Source organism: Labrys sp. 22185, from assembly GCF_052045555.1.
In the GTDB taxonomy this organism is placed as follows: Bacteria; Pseudomonadota; Alphaproteobacteria; order Rhizobiales; family Labraceae; genus Labrys; species Labrys neptuniae.
The window spans coordinates 426837-444630 of sequence record NZ_JBQEPH010000002.1 but is presented as its reverse complement, the minus strand read 5'-3'; the positions used below and the strand labels follow the sequence as shown (position 1 = coordinate 444630).

General features: G+C 64.0%; 23 protein-coding genes. 3 read left to right on the top strand and 20 right to left on the bottom strand.

The genetic code is table 11. The features are described from left to right. Positions 1-25: 25 nt before the first annotated feature. From ACTJKX_RS06670 to ACTJKX_RS06595, 16 genes are all read right to left on the bottom strand, one after another. On the bottom strand, positions 26-460 hold the full coding sequence (locus ACTJKX_RS06670) for a CopG family transcriptional regulator (protein WP_440724778.1): 435 nt from the start codon (positions 458-460) through the stop codon (positions 26-28). A gap of 7 nt (positions 461-467) precedes the next feature. Continuing rightward, positions 468-2465, bottom strand: coding sequence for a conjugal transfer protein TraG (locus ACTJKX_RS06665; protein ID WP_440724777.1), 1998 nt, complete (start codon positions 2463-2465; stop codon positions 468-470). Between the two features lie 23 nt (positions 2466-2488). Continuing rightward, on the bottom strand, positions 2489-4225 hold the full coding sequence (locus ACTJKX_RS06660; protein WP_440724776.1) for a relaxase/mobilization nuclease domain-containing protein: 1737 nt from the start codon (positions 4223-4225) through the stop codon (positions 2489-2491). 244 nt (positions 4226-4469) lie between these two features. Next, positions 4470-5246 carry a lytic transglycosylase domain-containing protein gene (locus tag ACTJKX_RS06655; protein WP_440724775.1) on the bottom strand — a complete coding sequence of 259 codons (777 nt, stop codon included), beginning with the start codon at positions 5244-5246 and terminating at the stop codon, positions 4470-4472. 3 nt (positions 5247-5249) lie between these two features. Next, entirely contained in the window at positions 5250-5600 is a 351-nt protein-coding gene (locus tag ACTJKX_RS06650) for a DUF736 domain-containing protein (protein ID WP_440724774.1), read from the bottom strand. Positions 5601-5635: 35 nt separating this feature from the next. Next, the gene (locus tag ACTJKX_RS06645) at positions 5636-6181 is read right to left on the bottom strand and encodes a S26 family signal peptidase (RefSeq protein WP_440724773.1); all 546 of its coding nucleotides are present in this window, start codon (positions 6179-6181) and stop codon (positions 5636-5638) included. Continuing rightward, complete coding sequence (locus ACTJKX_RS06640; protein ID WP_440724772.1) at positions 6178-6699, bottom strand: DUF2840 domain-containing protein; 522 nt, start codon at positions 6697-6699, stop codon at positions 6178-6180. Before ACTJKX_RS06640 ends, ACTJKX_RS06645 begins: the two co-directional genes overlap by 4 nt. Beyond that, positions 6696-6950, bottom strand: coding sequence for a ribbon-helix-helix protein (locus tag ACTJKX_RS06635; RefSeq protein ID WP_440724771.1), 255 nt, complete (start codon positions 6948-6950; stop codon positions 6696-6698). The genes ACTJKX_RS06640 and ACTJKX_RS06635 overlap by 4 nt, the downstream gene beginning before the upstream one ends. Further along, positions 6947-7585 (bottom strand): ParA family partition ATPase, encoded by a 639-nt coding sequence (gene parA, locus ACTJKX_RS06630; protein WP_440724770.1) that lies wholly within the window; start codon positions 7583-7585, stop codon positions 6947-6949. The genes ACTJKX_RS06635 and parA overlap by 4 nt, the downstream gene beginning before the upstream one ends. Before the next feature lie 208 nt (positions 7586-7793). Beyond that, positions 7794-8678 (bottom strand): replication initiator protein A, encoded by an 885-nt coding sequence (locus tag ACTJKX_RS06625; protein ID WP_440724769.1) that lies wholly within the window; start codon positions 8676-8678, stop codon positions 7794-7796. 8 nt (positions 8679-8686) lie between these two features. Further along, on the bottom strand, positions 8687-8968 hold the full coding sequence (locus tag ACTJKX_RS06620) for a helix-turn-helix transcriptional regulator (RefSeq protein ID WP_102959699.1): 282 nt from the start codon (positions 8966-8968) through the stop codon (positions 8687-8689). Positions 8969-9093: 125 nt separating this feature from the next. Then, the gene (locus ACTJKX_RS06615; RefSeq protein WP_440724768.1) at positions 9094-9474 is read right to left on the bottom strand and encodes a DUF2285 domain-containing protein; all 381 of its coding nucleotides are present in this window, start codon (positions 9472-9474) and stop codon (positions 9094-9096) included. Positions 9475-9622: 148 nt separating this feature from the next. Then, entirely contained in the window at positions 9623-9847 is a 225-nt protein-coding gene (locus ACTJKX_RS06610; protein ID WP_440724767.1) for a transcriptional regulator domain-containing protein, read from the bottom strand. A 127-nt stretch (positions 9848-9974) separates the two neighbouring features. Beyond that, on the bottom strand, positions 9975-10223 hold the full coding sequence (locus ACTJKX_RS06605; RefSeq protein ID WP_440724766.1) for a DNA -binding domain-containing protein: 249 nt from the start codon (positions 10221-10223) through the stop codon (positions 9975-9977). An 84-nt stretch (positions 10224-10307) separates the two neighbouring features. Then, a complete protein-coding gene (locus ACTJKX_RS06600; protein ID WP_440724765.1) occupies positions 10308-10562 on the bottom strand; it encodes a helix-turn-helix domain-containing protein in 255 nt (84 codons plus the stop codon). Positions 10563-10650: 88 nt separating this feature from the next. After that, positions 10651-11586 carry a LysR family transcriptional regulator gene (locus tag ACTJKX_RS06595; protein ID WP_440724764.1) on the bottom strand — a complete coding sequence of 312 codons (936 nt, stop codon included), beginning with the start codon at positions 11584-11586 and terminating at the stop codon, positions 10651-10653. Positions 11587-11745: 159 nt separating this feature from the next. Between ACTJKX_RS06595 and bla the strand changes: the two genes are divergently transcribed. Both bla and ampC read left to right on the top strand, forming a co-directional pair. Further along, a complete protein-coding gene (gene bla, locus ACTJKX_RS06590) occupies positions 11746-12636 on the top strand; it encodes a class A beta-lactamase (RefSeq protein ID WP_440724763.1) in 891 nt (296 codons plus the stop codon). A 135-nt stretch (positions 12637-12771) separates the two neighbouring features. Next, the gene (gene ampC / locus ACTJKX_RS06585; RefSeq protein ID WP_440724762.1) at positions 12772-13932 is read left to right on the top strand and encodes a class C beta-lactamase; all 1161 of its coding nucleotides are present in this window, start codon (positions 12772-12774) and stop codon (positions 13930-13932) included. Between the two features lie 87 nt (positions 13933-14019). Here ampC and ACTJKX_RS06580 read toward each other — a convergent pair whose 3' ends face one another. From ACTJKX_RS06580 to ACTJKX_RS06565, 4 genes are all read right to left on the bottom strand, one after another. Beyond that, a complete protein-coding gene (locus ACTJKX_RS06580; protein WP_440724761.1) occupies positions 14020-14346 on the bottom strand; it encodes a DUF736 domain-containing protein in 327 nt (108 codons plus the stop codon). Positions 14347-14906: 560 nt separating this feature from the next. Then, positions 14907-15350 carry a hypothetical protein gene (locus tag ACTJKX_RS06575; protein ID WP_440724760.1) on the bottom strand — a complete coding sequence of 148 codons (444 nt, stop codon included), beginning with the start codon at positions 15348-15350 and terminating at the stop codon, positions 14907-14909. 141 nt (positions 15351-15491) lie between these two features. Further along, on the bottom strand, positions 15492-15659 hold the full coding sequence (locus ACTJKX_RS06570) for a hypothetical protein (RefSeq protein WP_440724759.1): 168 nt from the start codon (positions 15657-15659) through the stop codon (positions 15492-15494). Positions 15660-15900: 241 nt separating this feature from the next. Beyond that, entirely contained in the window at positions 15901-16800 is a 900-nt protein-coding gene (locus tag ACTJKX_RS06565; protein WP_440724758.1) for a LysR family transcriptional regulator, read from the bottom strand. A gap of 118 nt (positions 16801-16918) precedes the next feature. Between ACTJKX_RS06565 and ACTJKX_RS06560 the strand changes: the two genes are divergently transcribed. Next, complete coding sequence (locus tag ACTJKX_RS06560) at positions 16919-17692, top strand: NAD(P)H-dependent oxidoreductase (RefSeq protein ID WP_440724757.1); 774 nt, start codon at positions 16919-16921, stop codon at positions 17690-17692. The last annotated feature ends 102 nt before the right edge of the window (positions 17693-17794 follow it).

Sequence of the window (17794 nt, the reverse complement as noted above, 5' to 3'; positions counted from 1 at the left end):
AGCCACTTCTCCCCCTTCTGCTAGCTTACTGCGCGTCGCGCGCAGGAACGATGTCCTCGGAAATCTCCTGCCGGAGCTTCGGGCCCTTGGCGAGTCTCCGGCCCAAGGCCGCAACGAACGCATCGTAGCGCTCGCCCGCCTGGGCGCGGGCCGCGGCTTGCGCCGGCTCGGGCAAAGGCGGGTTAGTCGTCAGCCAGAAGCGCACGAAGACGGCAAGCATCTCCACCGAGATGCCGATGTCGCGCTCCATGCGCGTCATCCGACGGTCGAGCTGGTCGAGGCGTTTGGTCGTCGCCGCCTCTTGGCGCTCGGCGGCGTCCGGCGACAAAAAGGACGCGATCGCCGCCTCGGCGATGAGCGAGCGCGACTGATCGCGGCGGACCGCATGGGCTGCGAGCGCCTTCATGACTTCGGGTTCGAGATAGACAGACAGGCGCTGCTTCTTCGATGGATTGGCCATGGGCGCCTCACAGCTCCATGCCGTCGTTCGGATCGAGCGAGACCTGTCGCGCCACGCCCTGCATGATCTGATTGGCGCGGCTGATCCGGGCCGTGTCGTCATCGGCGGCATCGTCGAAGCCGCCGTCGAACTCGTTCTCGATCGGCGCCTTCTTCTCGACGGGCGCGGCGCGTTCCAGTTCCGGCTGGTGGCGCCGTTCCGATCCGGTGGGATCTTCGTCGCCGGCATCGTCTACGATGACTGCGCTTGGCGACACCATGCTTGCGGGCCGTGCCGGAAGCGGAAGTCGGCTCCAATCGTCCATGCCCGGCTGCGTCGGCCTGGTGAGCGCTGGCGGCGCCATGATCCGATCCTTGAAGCGGCGATCCTCGTAATAGCGCGCCTTCTTCGCGCGGATCGGCGGCGTGCCCGCGACCATGACGATCTCGTCGGCGGGCGGGAGCTGCATGATCTCGCCGGGCGTGAGCAGCGGCCTTGCGGTCTCCGAGCGCGACACCATCAGGTGGCCGAGCCAGGGCGAGAGACGATGGCCTGCGTAGTTGCGCATGGCGCGCATCTCGGTCGCGGTCCCGAGCGCATCGGAGACGCGCTTGGCGGTCCGTTCGTCGTTCGTCGCGAAGCTGACCCGGACATGGCAGTTGTCGAGGATCGAGTTGTTCGGCCCGTAGGCCTTCTCGATCTGGTTCAGCGATTGCGCGATCAGGAACGCCTTCAACCCATAGCCGGCCATGAAGGCGAGCGCGGATTCGAAGAAGTCGAGCCGACCGAGCGCGGGAAACTCGTCGAGCATCAGGAGCAACCTGTGCCGGTTGCCCTTCGCCTTCAGGTCCTCGGTCAAGCGGCGGCCGATCTGATTGAGGATAAGGCGGATGAGCGGCTTGGTGCGGGCGATGTCGGACGGCGGCACGACGAGGTACAGGCTGGTCGGTTGCCGGGCGCCGACGATGTCGGCGATGCGCCAGTCGCAGCGCCGCGTCACCTCGGCGACGACGGGATCGCGATAGAGGCCGAGGAAAGACATAGCCGTTGAGAGCACGCCGGAGCGTTCGTTGTCGGACTTGTTCAGCAGCTCGCGTGCGGCCGAGGCGATCACAGGATGCGGTCCGCTCTCCCCGAGATGAGTGGTCTTCATCATCGCCGCCAAGGTGGATTCGATCGGCCGCTTCGGATCGGAGAGGAAGGCGGCGACGCCGGCGAGCGTCTTGTCCTCCTCGGCGTAGAGGACATGCAGGATCGCACCGACTAGGAGCGCGTGGCTGGTCTTCTCCCAGTGGTTCCGTTTCTCAAGGCTTCCTTCAGGGTCGACCAGGATGTCGGCGATGTTCTGAACGTCGCGGACCTCCCACTCTCCGCGGCGACGCACCTCGAGGAGTGGATTGTAGGCGGCCGACTTCGCATTGGTCGGGTCGAACAGCAGCACCCGGCCGTGGCGGGCGCGGAAGCCGGCGGTCAGCGTCCAGTTCTCGCCCTTGATGTCGTGGACGATCGCCGAGCCCGGCCAGGTCAGCAGCGACGGCACGACCAGACCGACGCCCTTGCCGGACCGGGTCGGCGCGAAGCACAAGATATGCTCGGGGCCGTCATGCCGGAGATAGGCGCGGTCGTACTTGCCGAGCACCACGCCGTCCTCGCCGAGCAGGCCGGCGCCGCGCACCTCGTCTTCATGTGCCCAACGCGCCGAGCCGAAGGTCTCTGCGTTCTTCGCCTCCCGGGCCCGCCACACCGACATGCCGATCGCCACCGCGATCGAGATGAAGCCGCCGGAAGCGGCGATATAGGCGCCCTCGACGAAGATCGGCGGCGCGTAGGCGTCGTAGAAATACCACCACGGAAAGAAGGACCACGGATAGTAGATCGGCCAGTCGCCGAGCATGAACCACGGAGCTCCGAGCTGGGGTTGGAAGCCGAGCCGGTAGGCCGTCCACTGCGTGGCGGCCCAGGTGGTCAACAGGACGATGGCGAAGACAGTGAGGATCTGGCCCCAGAGGATCTTGGTGGCGGACATGGCGGGTCCTTTCGCTTGGGTGGTCACAGGCCGAGCCCCCGCTGGCGGCCGAAGCTCCAGTCGACGCCGCCATCGCTCCTGGCGACGCCGGAGACGTGGCGGCCGAGCTGCTTTTCGAGGGATGGCGTCCAGGGCACGAGGCTGAAGCCGAGCCCGTCGTCGATCATGGCGAAGCGGCCGCTCGCGAGCGTCAGCCGCCGCTGATAGGCGCCGGTGACATATTCACCGGATTCAGGTTTGACCTGGGGACGCCCGGTCTCGGCGGCGATGCGTTCGGCAACCGCCTCCAGCTCGCGACGCCGCAGCGTGTCGACCAGGCCGGGCTGGAAGCTGACGCCGCGCTTCTGCCGCTCGGCGAGGCCCTGGCCGACCAGATGTTCGGCGCGCCGGTCCATGGCGTCACGCACCTCGGCGCCAAAGCCGCCGCCCAGCGCCGCCGGCTCGCGGGCGATATTCTGCCGGTCGAGCCAGGTCGCGCCGGTCGCAGTGACCTGCCGCTCGATGTCGAGGTCGGAGCGCACCGCGATCGCCACGCGGCGCTGGCCGCGCGCGTCGTCGAATTTCCGAAGCTCGACGATCGAGCCCGGCGCGCTGTCGCCGGCCGCGTCGAGGTCGGAAAGCTTGATGTGGTGGGTCCGGCCATCGATGCCGTCGACGACTGCGAAGGCTGTGCCCTTGAGCTCGTCGTCGAGGCCGCGGGCGACCAGGCGGCCGATCACCGGATCGTTGAGCCTTTCGGACGCCAGCACATGGCTCGCCGCGCCGCGCTCGATGCCGCGCTCGGTCAGGCCGTGATGGATGCGCTTGATGATGTCGCCGCGCTCCCCGAGCTCGCGCAGCGTCGCCTCGGCCTTGTCCGAGATGGTCCATTGTCCCGGGCCGATCTCGTCGGCGAGCCCGAGGCCTTCGAGCTTGCGCAGCCGCCCGACCTTCAGCGCGTGGAATTCGTCGGGCTGCCGATCGGGATGCGGCGCGAGATCGATAACGCCGGTGCGATCGGCGTCGCGGACGAGCTGGCGATCGAGATTGGTCCAGCGGTCGGCGTCGATCTGGCGCTCCAGCGTCTGCCGGATCTCCTGATCGGTGCGCGGCCCCAGCTCCTGGGTGATCAGGTCGCGCGCCCGATCGCGCATGCCCTCCTTTATGTAGTCGCGCGAGATGACGAGGTTCTCGCCGTCATCGCGCACGCCGCGCACGATCAGATGGACATGCGGATGCTCGGTGTTCCAGTGATCGACCGCGACCCATTCGAGCCGCGTGCCGAGATCCTTCTCCATCTGGCCAACCAGCTCGCGGGTGAAACCCTTGAGGTCGGACATCTCCAGCGCGTCGTCCGGCGAGACGATGAACCGGAAATGGTGGCGGTCGTCCTCGGACCGCTCCGCGAAACTCTTGGCGTCAACCTCATCGCCGCCCGGACCGAACAACCGGGCCTTCTCCCCGTCGCGGGTGACGCCATCGCGACGGAGATAATCGAGATGCGTCGACAGCGGCGCGGACCGCCCGCCGTAACGGACGACCCGCGCCTTGATGACCGCGCCGCGCGAGCGGGCGGTGATGAGGCGGTTCGCCTGGATCGAGGCGCGCTGTCCACGCCCGAACCGGGACCGCGCGCCGGACCCGATCTTCCCCTGCCGGGAGACGCTGCCGCCGGCGCGCTGGGCGGCCGCCAGGGCCTGGGCGATGAAGGGCCGCGCCCGTTGTGCGCTGGTCGAGCGGATGCGGCCTGGCCGGATGCGGAAATCGTGCTCGTCGGTCATGCCCGACGCTCCACACATCGCGCCAACGCGATGAATTTGCTTGGTAAGACGCCGATGCGCAGGCTGCGCCGATCAGGCGCACCTCGCGAAATCGCCGCATAACCCCTTGAAAAAGCACAACCGAACCGAAGCGCACATCGCGCCCCTTTATCCTGCCATCGTGCGGTTGTGTTTGCGGTCCTCCCTCCCAACGCCCTCCAAACTGCGCTGGGGTTCGCCATGCTGCGATGGACGGGAAAGGCGGTCATCGCGGGCCTGCAGGCTCCCGGCGGGAGACGAACAGGCCGCCGGTTGGCGTCGCTTCGGCAGCCGTATCGCGCGGTGAAGTCGCAGGGTCGCTGTCACGCGTGTGTTCGTCCGCCTGCACCGGAGCTGCGCCCGGCCCGCGATCCGATGCGCCGATGAAGAGCGGCGCGCGCGTCCAGGCCAGCGGGTCGGCGGCGGCAACGGTGACGATGGCCGGAGTCGCTTCGCCGCCGACAAGGGGCGCGAGCTGGGCGACATAGGCGCGCGTTTCTGCTGGCAATGCGCGGCCGTTCGCGAGGTAGTCGTCGTACCGCCCGGGCCCCGCATTGTAGGCCGCGAGAAAGCCTGGCGCGCCGTAGCGATCGTAGAGTTCGCGCATATAGGCCGTGCCCGCGATGATGTTGTCGCGGGGATCGAACGGATCGCTGCCGAGGCGATAGCGCGTGCGCAGATAGGCCCAGGTGTCGGGCATGATCTGCATCAGGCCCATCGCACCCTTGGGCGAGACGGCGCGCACGTCGTTGGCGCTTTCGACTCGCATGAGCGCACGAATCCACGCGACCGGAATGCCGAACCGCTGCGAGGCCTCGGTCACGAAGGCGGCGACCTGAGTGCTCGCCTCGGCCGGAACCGGCGCCACGGTCTGAGCCTGTGCCGGCGATATCGGCGAAGCGGCGATCGGCAGGCCGGAAAGGAGAAGGGGGAGCAGCCGGGAGGCGGCACGGGACTTGTCCCTGCCGTTCCGATGATGCTGCGATCGATGTGGGCCGCGCACCGCTCAGTCCTCGCTGTCGCGCGTGTTGGTGCGCGGCTTGGCGGGCCGTGACCAGTGCAGACCCCAGGTGCCGTTGTCGTCACCGGCGCGGAAGAGATTGGCGCGCAGCGGACGCGGGAAGAGCGGGCTGTCGAGTTGCACGGAGACATAGTCGCCGGCACGTTCGCCGACATGCTTCCAGCCGGCGCCGATCTCGATGCCGTCGTCCCCGCCGAGCAGGACACGGTAGTCCGGAGCGTTCTCGGCCTCCGACGCCTCGGCCGGAATGAAGGCGAGTTCGGCGTCGATGCCGAGCGCGGTGAGCCGCCCGGAATAGCCGGACTTGGTGCGGGTGAATTGGCCGATCTGGGTCATCGTCGTCTCCTTGGGTTGGGGGTGGAAGCGGCAGTTCAGCGGGTCGGCGCGCGCCAGACGTAGCGGCCGTCGCCATGCTCATCGGTCCAGAGCGGCGTCGCCCGGCCGATCACGTCGCTGGTCGGCAGTGGCCCGAAATAGCGTCCGTCCAGGCTGTCGCGGACCGACCAGTTCATCAGGAAAAGTTCGCCCTCGGCGATGCGGCGGCAGCCCTGCCAGACGGGCAGCGAGCGGCCGAGATGGTCGCGTTCGAGCGCATCGCCCATCGGCACGCCGTCCACCGTGATGGCGTGATCGCGGCGGCAGACCTGTTGGCCGGGCACACCCGCGATCCGCTTCATCAAGGGCACGCCGCGGCCGATGTAGCCGCGTTCGACCATGAATGCGGCGAGCGGTTCCAGCGCGCGGACGGCGACGAGATCGGTGACCTCGAAGCGGTCGGCCGGGCCGATGCTGTAAAGCCCGATCGGCGTGCTCGCCGACGCGTTCCAGATCAGCTTTTTGGGGAAATCGACGAAGGCGGCGATCGCCGTTCCCATGGTCAGGACGTAGGTGACCATGACGTAGCCGAAGCGGCTCATGATCCCACCCTCCGACGCAGGAGGAAGGCCTTATGGTGCTGGGCCGTGTAGGGTCGCGGCTGTTCGCCGGCGACCAACCTGTTGTGGACGTGACGCCAATGATCGGGCGAGACGTCGCTCGGATCGATGCCCGTCGCCTCGATGGCGTCGATCATCTGCAGCACACGCTCGACTTTGGGCCAGCCCTCGACCTTCAGCAGGATGTCGCCGCCGGGGCGCACGAAGGGCACGGTCTGCTGCTGCTCGCCAGCGCGCGTGGTGCGGAGCACGTCGAGATGCGAGGCGATGGTCCCGTAGTCGTTGGCGACCCAGCGCACGAAGCCGAAGACGCTGTCCGGCGCGAAGCGAAGCACGCGCCGACGGCGGTCGAGGACCTGTTCGCTTACCTCGCGGCCGAACCTGATCCAGTTCTCGGTGCGCTTCTCGATCCAGGTGAGCTCGACTTCGGTCAGGTTGTCGGGCGGCGGCGCGGTCGGTCTCGGCTCGCCACGCGCATGGATGGCGGCGGCGCCGGTCATGTCGCGTCTCCAGTGCTGTCGGGGAATTCGCGCGCGAGCAGCTCGCGCAGCATGTCGGCAACGGTGACGCCGCGCTGGAAGGCTGCGATCTTGATCCGCGCACGTTGGTCGGGCGTGACGTCGATCGTCAGCCGTGCGGTGTAGATCGCGGCGTCGGGCGCGCGCGGCGCAGGCGCATCGGCGGCCCTGATCCAGGTCTCTGCGGCGCCCGGCCGGGTGGCGAAGCCGCGCTTCGGAGGCGTCGCGGTCATGGCGCGATCCTCCCGATCTCGCTGACCAGCGCGGCGATCTCGCGGGCCGCGGCACTGTCCTGATCGAGTTCGCCAACAAGCCGTCCGGTCTGCGCGGTATCGGCAAAGGCGACGCGTTGGCCGACCGTAGCGGCAAGCAGCGGCGGATCATGGTCGGCGAGTGTCTCGGCGGTCTCGCGGGCGATGACGGTGCGCGCGGCGCAGCGGTTGAGGACGAAGCGCGCCACGAGCTGCGGCCGGTAGATGCGGGCCTCGCCGAGCAGCGACAGCATCTCGGCCGACGCCCAGCCGTCGAAGGGCGACGGCTGCACCGGGATCAGCACCAGATCGGCGGCGAGCAATGCCGAGCGCATCAGCCCGGCGACGCGCGGCGGCCCGTCGATGATGACGTGGTCGACGTCGCGGGCGATCTCCGGCGCCTCGCGATGGAGGGTGTCACGCGCCAGACCGACCACCCCGAAGAGCCGAGGCAGGCTTTCTCGTGCGCGCTGCTGTGACCAGTCGAGCGCCGAGCCCTGCGGGTCCGCATCGATGACGGTGACGCGCTGACCGCGCTTTGCCCACTCGCCGGCAAGATGGAGCGCGATCGTCGTCTTGCCGACGCCGCCCTTCTGGTTGAGCAGCGCGACGATCATGACGGTCTCCCGGCGATCAGGGACTCGTCCACACGCGGCGAAAATGCCGTTCGCGTTAGAAAGATTCCGAAGGAATCTAAGTTAGAGAAGTTACAGGGCTCACAAGTTGCTGATTCAGCGGGCGGATTCGGCGATTTCGGTCCCCGATAGCACGAGGATCGGGTCCTCGATGGCACGATGGGTCCGGTCCCCGATAGCACGAGACGATTCACAGCTTATTCCCAGGGCGCTTGGTCGAGCGGCGGCGCTGGCGAGGGATGCCGAGCGCGTTCGGATCGATCGGTTTGAAGGAGAGGATTTCGGGACCGCCGAGGCACTGCTCGATGGTCAGGCGGTAGCCGGGCAGTGGCTGGCGACGGACGATGTCCCGCAGGTCGTAGGCGAAGTGTTTGAGCGGCGAGAGCGAGCCGGACTTGGCGTGAAGGTGCTGAAAGTCGAAGCTCCAGCCGAATTCCTGCTTGCCGCCGTGCTTGCGCACGAGGCGATAGAGCCAGCGCTCCAGACCGCCCGTCAGGCCGAAATAGTTGCGGTCGATGGTCAGCACGAGCGCATCGTCGAGAACGGCGGCATAGAACCAATCCGGCACGATCAGTTCGAGGCCGAGCGGCCGGCCTCTGCCGTCGGCACGCTCCTTCCATTCGTTGATCCAGGAAAAGCGATGCAGCCTTCGCTCGGTGGGTTGGCGGATCGACGTCGCCACCGTCGTCGACTGGAGGCGGTCGAGCGCGGCCTTCAAGCGGTCGTAGTCGCGCAAGGAAACGCCGCGGCCGATGAACTGCAGAATCTCGTAGGGCGTGGTCGCCATCAGACGCGACGGGCGCAGCCCGTGGTCACGCGCCTCGACGATCTGAGAGGCCGCCCAGATCAGCACGTCGGCATCCCAGATGGTGGCCATGCCGTGCTCGGGCACGGCTTCCACGCGGATGACGACAGAGCCGGCCTTGAAGTTGATCGGCGCCAGTCGCTTCGACTTGCCGAGCGCGAAGAACGGGTACGCCATCAGGTCCTGCGCGTCGCGCGGCGCCAGATCGCCGGGCAGCGCCCGGAAGAGATCGAGCTGCTCACGTTCGCTGCTGTGATGGCGCGCCGACATGCCGGGGCTCAGCGCGGGAGGCGGCCGGCGACGGCAGGCGAGACCGCCTGGCGCTTTGCCGGAAGAACGGTGCCGCCGCGCGGGTCGGAGGTCGAGGTGACGAGGCCGCGATCCGCCCAGGCCTGGAGATCGTCTACGGAATAGACGACCCGACCGCCGAGCTTTCGGTAGGTTGGGCCCGTACCGTAGGTGCGATGCTTTTCGAGGGTGCGTTCTGAGAGGCCGAGGAAGCGGGCGGCCTCCTGAGTTCTCAGGTAGCGTGGCGGTAGATTGGCGGCTTTTTCGGCCATGGTCGCACCTCCGTGTTTTCGCGGGAGGCCGCTGCGAACGAGCGGCGGGTCGCGAGCACGGTGGCGTGAAGACGGCGCGTTGGACGATGTCGAATTAGCAGGTCTAGTTTCGACACCAGGTGGAGTCAGCGTGTCCGGCGGGGGCGCCGAAGAAGATCAAGGTATCCCCCGTGCACCAGTTTCAGGCCGTCGCGAACTAGACGAATGGTGGTTTCACGAACTGAATTGCCGACCCAGCTCTTGGAATCCAGCTTATGTTTGGGAAATAGGGCTTCACCGATAGCCCGGTATGTCGCCCCTTCGGCCCGGCCGTCGATCGCTCGAAGCATCGCGCGTAGACGCGTGCGCCGTTGAGCCGTCACTCGATCGTCAGTCCCGCTCGAATGGCCTCGGTCCGCCATCAACAAGCGGGTGATCGCCAACAATCTGTCCGGACCATCGTCATCGAGAATGACTAAGGCTGCCAGCGGACCATCAGCTTGATCGATAAAGTCGACATCGAACAAAGCGCCGGCCTTGCGGACAAGGGCGTGGCCGCCCGGCTTCTGGCCAGGAGGTGAAAAGTCCTCAATCGTCCACGCGGTTTCGGTCGCGCGTATCGGAGATGTAGCAAGTAGGATGCGGAAAGGGTCAGCAGCGGGCGACCAGACAACATCAGTGGCGGGAGCGGGGAGGTCTGGGTCTATTGCGAAACGATAACCCCCAGTGATCGGAAAGGGAGTTCTCGGGATTAACGAGCTGACTCGAAACGCTCACTACTTTCTTGTATTCACTTTTATACTCCTCGTTCCGTCGCAAGAATTCCCAAGCGAGTTCGGGTGCACGAAGATCGTCGACATAGTCATAGGCAGAATCTACCCGCCACTTTTCTTGCGGCATGCTTCCTCTCCTTCTCGCGCCGTCAAACCGGAGCCGAGGAAGATCAGAATTCCAATTTGGCGGGGGTCTGGGAAGCAATCCAGATGCGCAACGTGATGCGATCGACGCATCATCTCGGCCTCGGCGTTCACCGAACCAGATGGCGGTAGCCGTTCTCAGTCATCCATTTGGCGCGAGCGAGATGACTGAGATAGATGCGTCTTGCTCGGGAGAAATCTTGTGCGGGATCGACGCCGAAAATAATTCTTGTCGCCTCCTGCCACGACGCGCCGTCCATTTCCGCGTCCAACAATCGGAGATAAATTCTCATATGCGCACGATCGTAGGCAGTCGGCGCTGCACTCGCGGGCGGTTCGTCCAAGATCGACGTCATCATATCCTCGCGCCGAATGTATGCATTCTGGAGAGGCCTGTTAACCAACTGCCAGCGATTTCAACCTCCGGATCAGCGGTGCTCGAACTAAGCGGGGGAACGACCACTCTTCTTTCCGCGGACGAGCATCACACCCTCGCCTTGATCGGAATTAAGAAATACGATCCCGCCATCCTCAAACGCCCGACGTATCTGATCGCTCGTACTCTCATAGACATCGAGCCCATTCTCAGACTCGAGGCGCTTGAGCGCAGTCAGTGATACCCGGGCTCTGTCCGCGAGCGCCTCCTGTGTCCAACCCAGCAGCGCACGAGCAGCCCTCGATTGTCGGGCGGTGATCATGCATGATCACCTCCCACACGTCGACCCGCTTATGCCAAAACTACGACTATAATAGTCGTTCTTGAGCTTCGGGGCCAGCGCTTTCGGCTCAGAGCCGCGCCGTATCAGGTGCCGCTAATGGGTGGCGTGCGGGTCGGTCCGGGACTTCGGCAGGCCCGGGGGCGACCTGATCGAGGAGCCAGTGGCGGAACGCCGTCATGGATGCGGTCTCGGAGCGAGATTTTAGCCTCGTCAGCCAATAGGAACCTGTGGAGATACTTATTTCGAATGGCTGGATGATGCGGCCGCTAGCAATTTCGGGTGTAAACATCGACACCGGAACTAGAGCGACACCAACTCCTCGAGCAGCAGCCTCCATGAGCGTCAAAGAGGAGTCGAACATCCAGCCTCGCAGATTGGGCATATCCACCCCCGCCGCCGCAAACCAGCGCGGCCACTCATCGATGCGATAAGACCGTAGCAATTCAGCCCTCGCCAAGTCCGTCGGCGTAGCAAGAGAATCGCAAAACGCTGGGGAGCAGACCGGAGAGAGCGGAGCGTCAATGAGATGCGTCGCTTCGGTACCATGCCACGCGCCGTCTCCGAAGCGGATGAAGAAATCCAGGCCGTCGAGGAGGATGTCAGATCGGTTGTTATTTGTCTTCAGCCGAAGATCGATATGGGGATTAGCGCGTTTAAATCCGGACAAGCGCGGTAGCAGCCATCCGATAGCGAACGTGCCTACGACTCCGACAGTAAGAATCTCGCTGAAGTTGCCCTCTTCGAACTGGCTGAGCGTTGTGCTCATCCTGTGGAATGCGTCGGTAAGCACTGGCAGCAGAGCATTGCCCTCGTCGGTCAAAGACAGTCCGCGGGGAAGTCTTTTGAATAGCGTCACTCCGAGGGCGTCCTCCAGGGCCTTCACCTGGTGGCTGATGGCTGTCTGCGTGACACGAAGCTCGAGGCCCGCGCGGGTGAAACTCGTGTGGCGGGCCGACGCCTCGAAGGCGCGCAGGGCATTGAGAGGGAGCTGTGAGATTTCCATGTGTCGCGCCTTGGCCAACTTTGATTCATGCCATAGCGGATAAATGATCATTTGTCTTGGGCATGGCGCTGCGCGATGGTGGGGTCGTACGGGACGGTCGAACGGCTGAGATGCTGCCGTCGCCGTCCCATCTCGCGAAAAATTAAGAAGGAAAAAGGAATGACAATGATGTTGTCACGCCGGCTTGCGCTTGGCGGTTTGCTTGCGATTCCAGCTGTCTCAGCAGTGAGCTCGCGTGCTCTGTCTCAAGGGTCCCCGTCCACAGAATCAAAGCTGTCCGAACTCGAACGGCGCCATTCGGGACGCATTTGCGTCTCCGTCCTCGATATGGGGACAGGACGGCGAATCGAGCATCGCGCCAATGAACGGATGCTTCTGTGCAGCACATTCAAGGCAATGGCTGCTGCACACATATTGAAGAGGGTGGACGAAAAGCGTGAAGCATTGGACCGCCGTGTCGTGTTTTCTCAGCAAGATGTCGTGCGGGCTTCTCCTGGAACCCAAGGTCGTACTGGGGAGCCGGGCATGACTGTCGCAGAGCTTTGCGACGCTGCCGTTACCCTTAGCGACAACACCGCGGGAAACGTCTTGCTCGCGAGCTTCGGAGGGCCAGCTGGGCTGACCGGCTTTTTCCGTTCAATCGGGGACGATATTTCGCGCCTCGATCGCATCGAGACCGATCTCAACTATCATGACAATGCGGACGACGTACGCGACACGACGACTGCAGCAGCGATGGTTGAAAACCTTCGCAAGTTAGTATTCGGCGACGCTCTATCGCCAGCATCGCGTTCGCAACTCGTCTCATGGCTCGTTAACAACAAGACCAGCGATGCTCGGATTCGTGCCGGCGTGCCGCGAGATTGCCTCGTCGGCGATAAAACCGGAGTGAACGGGGACAAGGACGGTAATCTCAACGATATCGCGGTCCTGTGGCCAGCTAATCGAGCGCCCATCATTGTAGCAGCTTATTGCGAGATTCCGGGAATCTCGGCCGGCGATCGTAACGCAGTGATTGCGGAGATCGGCAAGATCGCGATGCAGGTCTGAGTCCCCCTGGGCGAGGCGGGTACCCTTTGTGGCGATTCTCAAATCTGCTTCCGAGAGAGAGGAAGCGTGCTCGCCAATCGCAATCCGTCGCAGTCATGCCGAATAAGAAACTGAACAGGTCCGGAAAGGACGAACATGAATCGTAGAACTTTCGCATTACTTGCCGCCGTGTGCCTCGCCGTTTCGGCGCGTGCTCAGGCTGCCGAAACTGACGCACGCACTCGGGTGGGGAGCATCGTCGATTCGGTGGTCCAACCAATGATGGTCGAGGGCGACATTCCAGGAGTCGCGGTCGGGATCACCGTCGCCGGCAAGGAGTACATTTTCTGCTATGGCGTCGCCGATAAAGAGAGCGGAAAAAAGGTAACGAGCGAGACTATCTTTGAGATTGGCTCTCTCAGCAAGACGTTTACGGCTACGCTCGGCGCTTATGCTCAGGTGCAGGGAACGATTGCCCTTGCAGATCCGGCAAGCAAGTATCTTCCTGCTCTGAGTGGCACGGCATTCGATCGGGTCAATGTTCTTAACCTCGCGACGTTCACTGCAGGCGGCCTGCCTCTCCAATTTCCCGACGAGGTAACGACCGACGATCAGATGATCGAGTTTTATAGGGCTTGGAAGCCCGAGCAGCGGCCTGGCACGAGCAGGCGCTATTCCAATCCGAGTATCGGCCTGTATGGATATCTAGCCGCCAAAAGCATGGGTATGCCGTTCGAGGAATTGATGCAGAAGCACCTTCTGCCCGGCCTCGGCTTGGAGCACTCGTTCATCACCGTGCCCAGCGGCGAAATGGAGAACTACGCCTTCGGGTATACGAAGGAAAACAAGCGGATCCGGGTTGCGCCAGGCATGTTCGACGCAGAAGCATATGGCGTGAAGAGCACCGCCACGGACATGCTCCGGTTCGTGGAAGCCAATATCGGCGCACGCGGTGGAGAAAGCGCGCTTCATCGCGCGATCTTGCAGACACATATCGGTCGTTTTCAGATTGGTCCCATGGCGCAGGGCTTGGGATGGGAGATAATTCAGTATCCGACCAATCTAGACACACTGCTTGCCGCGAATTCTTCCGACATGGCTTTCACTCCTCAGAAGGCAATTCCGATCGCACCAACCGCAATGCCCCTGGACAACATCCTGATCAATAAAACGGGATCGACGAATGGTTTCGCGGCTTATGCAGCACTGGTACCGAAAGAAAGAGCCGGTATCGTAATTCTCGCGAACAAGAACTTTCCGATCCCGGCGCGCGTGAAAGCCGCGTATGCGATCTTGAGCGCGCTCGGCATCCAATAAGCATGACCGACAGATCGATGGCGGTCTAGCGGTCGGTCGCGAGAAAAGCAGAAGGCCCGCCCGATATTGGGTGGGCCTTCGCGGTTCCTAGTCCCGACTACGGCGGTGAGAGCGCGACCAGATAAGGCTGTAGCCTTCGCCTTCCTCGTCGTCGAAGAGGTTGGCGTAGATCGGGGCGTTGAAGCTCGGATCGTCGAGCTTGAGGCCGAGATAGTCGCGGCCCTCGTTGGAGCGCTTGGACCAGGCGGCGCCGATCTCGGCGCGGCCGACCAGGACCCGGTGGCTGGGGGCGTTCTCGCCGGTGGCGCGCTGGTCGGGAACGATGCGCACGTTCTTGGCCTGGACGCTGAGGGTGACGATTTCACCGGTGAACTCGTTCGGGCCGGTCTTCTTGAAGGTGCCGATGGTCGCCATTGTAAGTCTCCGTTTTCCGTTCCCGAGCCCGCGCCATTGCGACCTCGATGGCGATCGGCAGGCCGGAGGCGATCGACGGCGCACCCCGAAGGGGCCTGACAGCTAAGGAGGGCTTTCTTGTCTCGCGAGGAATGACGGCGCAGCCGGCAGGGGAAGAAAGTTTGACGCGGCTGTTGCGTCATAGGCGATCGAGGCGCAGCCGGCCTTCGGCCAGATCAGGCCATTGAAGAGGCCGTTTGAAGCGGTCGAGGCACGGTGAGATAACGGAGAAGATGGCGGCCGTCCCGCAACGGCAAACCGGCGCCACAGCACGCTCACCGACTTCGTCTCCTCCCGCCAGACCGACGCTGCCGCATCCGGCCGTCGTACCGCCACCGCCGAGGTCGCCGCGCCGATGTCCGGTGCCCGCCTAGACACGGCTCAGCTCTCGCAGTGCTCCAACGAAAACCGCCTTTCCGGACCAGCGTCGATCCGCGTCGCACGCCCATCGTTCCGGCCTCAGATGACGGGAGCGACCACGGCCACGGTTGCCCTGATCCTCCTGACGGCGATGACGAAGATCAGGCGCGTGCAAGGTCCCGGCCGGACGGGGCCGGAGCCGCCGCCATTCCTGCGACCCGCACGAAGGCGGTGATGCCGACCGCGACCGCGCCGATGACGGAGAAGGTGATCTCCCACGCGTCGGACGGCATGAGGTGCTTCACGATGCCATGGGTGGCATGGAAGCCGGCGATCGCTGCCGGTGCCACGAAGGCTGCGGCCACGATCAGCTTCAACCACATAGGCCGGACGAAGGTGATGAGCAGATGGCCGGCGGCGAGCGTGATCGCCGCCGCGACGGCGCCGACCAGGATGGCGCCCGGGATGCCGGCGCCCGTGCCGTGCGTCAAAGCGCCGGTGGTCACGCCGACGAACGCCGGCAGCGCGAAGACGGCCAGCGTGAACAGCAGCCAGCAAAGCAGGCCTATCGCTGCGAGGGATGCAAGTATTGCGATGATGATCATGGCGGTGGTTTCCGTATGGACAAGGTCTGACGGCCGCGCCTTCCACCACCACCACGGCGCGGATGAAGTATAGCGCAAGAGCGCGCGTGCCGGGAGTGGAAATCGTCCGGGATTTCCGTACCTGCGGCCGGCTCGCCCCGGTCACGGGGCGAAAGGGTCGATCTCCTGGACGATGGCGGCGGTGTCGCCGTCATATTCGCTGGCGGGCGTGACCGACATCGTGTCGTCGCCGGCCTGGAAGATGATGATGGCGGCCATGAGGGTAGTGGCCAGGCTGAAAGCGAAGGCGTGTGCGTCGGTGAGGGACATTGATCCGGCTCCTGCTTCGAGCGGAGGACCGTCCCCCGCTGACAGGCGCCCGATGTGTCGGACGGATCGCTGCAATCACCGCGCAGGCGAAGCCGGAGCGGCGGCATGCTCGCATAGCCGACCCTTTACGGGTTGATGGCGTCAAGCGATCCTTCTGACCAAGGATCAGCGCACATAAAGCAGGGAGCGGGTTTCCGCTCGGCGCGGGCCGGATTTCGGCCGAGGCGGCAGCGCCTCTGGTTCAGGTCTTGCTCGACTGTGCAATTGCGTCCCGAACCCATCGCTGGCCGACATGATCCTGAGTACGTTCATGCCAGACCATGCCGACGGAAAAGCCTTCCACCGGAAACGGCGATTCCATAATAATCAGCTTGTCGTTCCGACCGACGACCAGGCGCTCGGGGACAAGTGCCACCAGATCGGTTGTCGATACGATATCGATTACGGACAGGAACGAACTGGCCGACACCACGACCTTTCGTCGATGGCCAAGCGCTTTGACTGCCGTATCGACGGGGGTGGCGAAGTCCCGATCGCGAAGGGAGGCGATGACATGACCAAGGTCCGCGTAGTCCGCAACGGTCAGCCCCCGATGCAAATGCGGATGTCCCTTGCGGCCGATCAGTACATAGCGTTCGTTGAAAAGGTGCCGTGTTCTGAGATTGGCGGGCGCATCACCCGGCGTCATGAGGGCGAGATCGATCGCGCCCTGCGCCATCTCCTTTTCGAGACCGGCGATATCGAGGCTTCGCAAGGCGATGCGTATGCCAGGAGCCTTTTCCCTGAGGCCCGCGAGAAACGGAGCGGCCACCGCTGACTGAAGATAATCCGTGCAAGCTATGGCAACCGTCAGATCGGCGGTGGCGGGTTCGAAGCTGCGATTTGATGTGACGGTGGCACGCGCTAGTTCCAATGCGTGGCGGATCGGCTCCCGAAGCTCCTCCGCCTTGGGGGTGGGGATGATGCCCCGCTGGGCCGGGACAAACAACTGATCGCCGAACAGGTCGCGCAGCCGATTCAGTTGCGCGCTGACGGCTGGCTGACTGAGATTAAGCCTTGCGGCCGCCCGGGTCACGTTCTGCTCGGCGAGCAGGGCCTCAAGGGTCACAAGAAGGTTCAGATCGAAACGGCTGCTATCCATTCAAATTATGATAACGCATATATCGTTCAATTTCAAAAATAGCAGAGGAGAGCAGTATTCGGTGGCTCGCGCTCGGCCCAGTCCCCGGCCGATCGACGATCCATTCGAGAGTAGAGATATGAAGAAGACAGTCCTCATCGTTTATGCACAGCCGGAACCCAGCTCGCTTACCCGCCACCTCGTCCATCAAGGGATAGAGTTGCTTCAGAAGCGGGGGCATGATGTCCTGACCTCAGATCTATATGCGATGAACTGGAAGGCGGTGTACGACGCTGATGACTTTCCCGAACGGGCGGATGTCAGGCGGCTGTCGTTCATCGATGAATCCCGGCATGCGCACAAGAACGGCTTCCAGACGCCGGACGTCGTCGCCGAGCAGAACAAGCTCCTTGCCGCCGACGCGGTCATCCTCAAGTTTCCGCTCTGGTGGTTCAGCATGCCGGCGATCATGAAAGGCTGGGTCGAAAGGGTTTACGCGTACAATTTTGCCTACGGCTACCAGGATGCCGGCAATGCATTCCGATACGGCGACGGGATATTGAAGGGAAAGCGCGCCATGCTGTCGGTGATGTGCGGCGGGCCAGCGGAAGATTATTCCCTCCGTGGCATCAATGGTCCCCTCGACGAGCTTCTGTTTCCGATCACCCACGGCATCCTGTTTTATCCGGGAATGGATGTTCTTCCGACCTTTGCGATCTACGGCACGGGGCGCCTCGATGCGGCCGGCCTTGAGGCAGCCGAGAAAGGCTGGCGCGCACGCCTGGAGCGCCTGTTCGAAGACAAGCCCATCGCCTTCCGCCGCCAGAACGGCGGCGACTTTCCCGATCGGCATATCCTGGCGGATAATATCGCGCCGGGCAGGATCGGGATCGCCGCTCACATCGCGGAGTGACGATCGGGCCTAGGACCGGCGGCTATCAGCGCCGATCAAGCGGCTGCACCAGTTGCTGAAGTGTGAGGAGAGCAAACCCGAAGCACGTGCGATGGGGGGCGG